The following is a 2,978-nucleotide window of genomic DNA, read 5'->3' on the forward strand; positions in this document are numbered from 1 at the left end:
CCGGGGCCGGCGAGCACGCACCGGGCCACCAACACCGCCACGCCGCCAGGCGTGTCCGCTACCGCCGCCGCACAGCACGACGCGGCCCGCCCCGGCCGGCTCGGCAGGGGACGGACCGCGTCGCGCGGCGGGTGCTACTCGGCGGCGGACGCCTCGACCGTCACGCAGCAGGTGAGCGGGACGCCGTGGAGGTCGTAGTTCGTGACGCCGGGGGCGACGAAGAACTTGCGGCTCCCGCTGTAGCGCAGGACGGCCGTGCTGTCCGCGTCGAGCGTCACGGTGGCACGCGGCTTGCCGCGCCGGGGGCGGTCGACCTCGGCGACGATGCCCTTCAGGCCGTTGAGGTACGCGGGGGAGAGCTTGGCGAGCTGGACCGTCGCCCCCTTCGTCACCGTCGCGGCGGCGACGGTCTCGGCCTTGCGGCGGTCAGCCGCACGCCGGGTGTTGACGGCCTCGATGATGTGGTCCAGCGCCGCGTCATCGGCGTCACCGACGATGAAGGCGGTCATCTGCTCAAGGGTCGTGGTCAAGTGAACTCCTGTGTTGAAGGTTCGGGGTTGGACCGGGGGAGAGCTGCCTCTCTCCCCCGGCGGGTCATGCGGTGCTGCTGGCGAGTCGGCTGACTGCCTCCTGGAAGGTCTCGGCGGAGAACATGACGTCGGGCCACTGGACGGACACCTCGCGGCCGTCGCTGTACTCGATCCCCCACGCCAGGGAGTCGCCTTCGGCGGCCGGACCGGCGACCTGGGCGGGCTCCCATCCAGCGAAGCGGCGGCGGGGGTCTCGGGCGTCCGGCACCCACTTGCGGACCCTGACGGGCAGACCGGCCACGGCGGTTGCGATTCGGGCCGCTTCGTCTGCGTATGACATGCAGTCTCCCGGTGTTGAAGGTTTGGGCTGTCGCCGGGAGGGGCTGCCATCCCCTCCCGGCACTGCTAATTCTGCCTTATTTGGGATGCTGCGTCAACGCTGTGACGTGCGTGTTCCTAGATTCCCCACCACACGCGCTGCTCGTCAATCAACAGCTCGATCGGCAGGACTCCCGCACCGTTGAGTGCGACCGGCGCCACCTCGTCCCGGTCGACGGACAGGCGCATCCGGGCTTCGCCGTCGGGGTCCAGGACAAGGTACGCGGATACGTGCACCCCGACCAGCGTGATCATGGGGACTTCTCCGGCGCCGTCCCGCTCCGGCGCGTGCACGGGGTGGACGCGGGATTCCGCGTGCAGTCGCTCGACGTCCTCTTGTCGCACGGTCACGCCTCCTGCGCGATCTCGTCCGCCTTGTATCCGGCCGGCTTGCCCATGCCGGGCCAGACGACCATGACCAGCGCGTCGCCGGTGAAGGGTTCGGTGCCGTATCCGGTGACGGTTCCGAGGATCAGGGGAAGCGTGCGGTGCCGCACGGTGCTGGTGCGGGGGTGGGCCTCCTCGATGGCGGGGGCCGGGGTCTGGGCTGCTTCGGTGTTCACGTCTACCTCTCGGGGGATGGGGGCCGGTGCCGAGCGGCACCGGCCCGGCGGGCGGTCAGGCGTCGGCGCGGTCGCGGCCGAACGTGTGGCGGGTGCCGTCGCAGCAGGGGCAGACGTCGCCGATCAGCTCCGCGAGACTGCGACCCACCGTGATCGCTCGGACGGCGCTGGCCTTGACGGGCGGGTTCTTCGGATCGGCGGTGATCCATCCGGCGGACGGCGGGACCAAGAGGGGGCCCGGCGGCACGCGGAGGATGCGGGCGGCGACGTGGGAGGCGGCTGCCGCTTCGGCTTCGACCTGCTCGGGGTCGACTCCGGCCGTGGACTCGATGGCGGTCCGGGCAACCTTCAGCAGCAGGGCCCGCGATGCGTCCTCCGGGTCGATCGCCTCGGCGGGCACCCCGTTGATCAGGAAGGCGCGGTGGTCACCCTGGGCGGTCAGGGCGGCGATCAACCGGTTGCGGACCACCTGGGCGGGACTGCCGGAGATCGGGCGGGGCGGGACCGGCGGGCCGTCGGTCTGCGAGATGTCGAAGACCGCGTTCGAGACCCACCCGCGCGCCGGTGCCTCGTCCTGGGGCTCGGGGTCCTCCGGCGTCGACGCCTCGTCCCCCCGCCGCCCTCGCATGGGCCCCCAGATCCGGATGCCCTCCTCACCCTTGCGGACCTGCCGCCCCTCGTCCTGCCACGCCCGGTAGCCGAGTACGCGCGTCGCCTCCGGGGCCTGGAGACCGATGGCGATGGCGTTGACGGCTCCGCGGTGGTTCAGGTGGACGGCTCCGGCCCGCATGACCGCCGCCCACACGTCGCGCCGTCCCATAGCGGCGTATCCGGCCTGGAGAAGGTCCGCCAGTTCGGCCGTGCGCTGCCTGCCGAGTTCTCGCCGGGCGTCCGGCGCCATCTTCCTGTACCCCATCGGGCTTGTCCTTTGCGTGTTGAAGGTTCGGGCCTGTCGTCCGGGGCTGCCATCCCCTTCCGACATCACTAATTCTGCCTTATCTGAGTGCCTGAGTCCACCCGAAAATGGGGCCTGCGCGAGTGATCCGCATCACACATTTTCGCAGGTCAGGGGCGGTTTCCGCCCTCTCCGGGCGGGCCTTGCCCGGCGGCCCGCCACGGCTCCGCCCGGTGGGCGGGGGCTCCCCTCGGTTGGCCGGGCAGCTCCGCCCGACCGCCGGTTCTGCGGGGGGTGCCAGGCTCGCGGAGCGACCGCGAAGCGGCTTGGCCTGGCACCCCCCGCAGGTTCGGTGGTAGGGGTTGCCCGGCTGCAGCGCTGACCGGAGCGGACAGACCGGCGGTCCGCGCGAGCGGACCCGGGACAAGGTCGTCGCCCCGCCAGGGGCGTCCGCTTCGGCCCGACGAAGGAGGGCCTGGTCCGCGCCAGCGGACCCCGGCCGCCGCGCGGCCGCCGGCCCCGAAGGGGCCCAACAGGTCGTCGCGCCGCCAGGCGCGTCCACGGCCCGGTGCCGACGGCACCGGCCGACGAAGGAGGCCGGGGCCGGCGAGC

The 2,978-nt window shown here is 72.6% G+C and carries 5 protein-coding genes; all 5 read right to left on the reverse strand.

Annotation, left to right across the window (positions count from 1 at the left end):
- Positions 1-134 precede the first annotated feature (134 nt).
- On the reverse strand, positions 135-530 hold the full coding sequence (locus IG54_RS0136995; RefSeq protein ID WP_051820480.1) for a hypothetical protein: 396 nt from the start codon (positions 528-530) through the stop codon (positions 135-137).
- 64 nt (positions 531-594) lie between these two features.
- Positions 595-870: a hypothetical protein gene (locus IG54_RS0137000; RefSeq protein WP_158709014.1), complete on the reverse strand. Its 276-nt coding sequence runs from the start codon at positions 868-870 to the stop codon at positions 595-597.
- A gap of 116 nt (positions 871-986) precedes the next feature.
- Positions 987-1,259 carry a hypothetical protein gene (locus IG54_RS0137005; RefSeq protein ID WP_030795510.1) on the reverse strand — a complete coding sequence of 91 codons (273 nt, stop codon included), beginning with the start codon at positions 1,257-1,259 and terminating at the stop codon, positions 987-989.
- Positions 1,256-1,471 (reverse strand): hypothetical protein, encoded by a 216-nt coding sequence (locus tag IG54_RS0137010; protein ID WP_030795513.1) that lies wholly within the window; start codon positions 1,469-1,471, stop codon positions 1,256-1,258. Before IG54_RS0137010 ends, IG54_RS0137005 begins: the two co-directional genes overlap by 4 nt.
- 55 nt (positions 1,472-1,526) lie before the next feature.
- Positions 1,527-2,387 carry an ArdC family protein gene (locus tag IG54_RS0137015; protein WP_030795515.1) on the reverse strand — a complete coding sequence of 287 codons (861 nt, stop codon included), beginning with the start codon at positions 2,385-2,387 and terminating at the stop codon, positions 1,527-1,529.
- Between the last annotated feature and the right edge of the window lie 591 nt (positions 2,388-2,978).

The organism is Streptomyces sp. NRRL S-920, assembly GCF_000717945.1.
Classification (GTDB): domain Bacteria; phylum Actinomycetota; class Actinomycetes; order Streptomycetales; family Streptomycetaceae; genus Streptomyces; species Streptomyces alboniger.

Excerpts from the sequence above, each read along its gene's own strand:
- IG54_RS0137000 (WP_158709014.1), bottom strand. The coding sequence starts at position 870 with ATGTCATACGCAGACGAAGCGGCCCGAATCGCAACCGCCGTGGCCGGT.
- IG54_RS0137015 (WP_030795515.1), bottom strand. The coding sequence starts at position 2,387 with ATGGGGTACAGGAAGATGGCGCCGGACGCCCGGCGAGAACTCGGCAGG.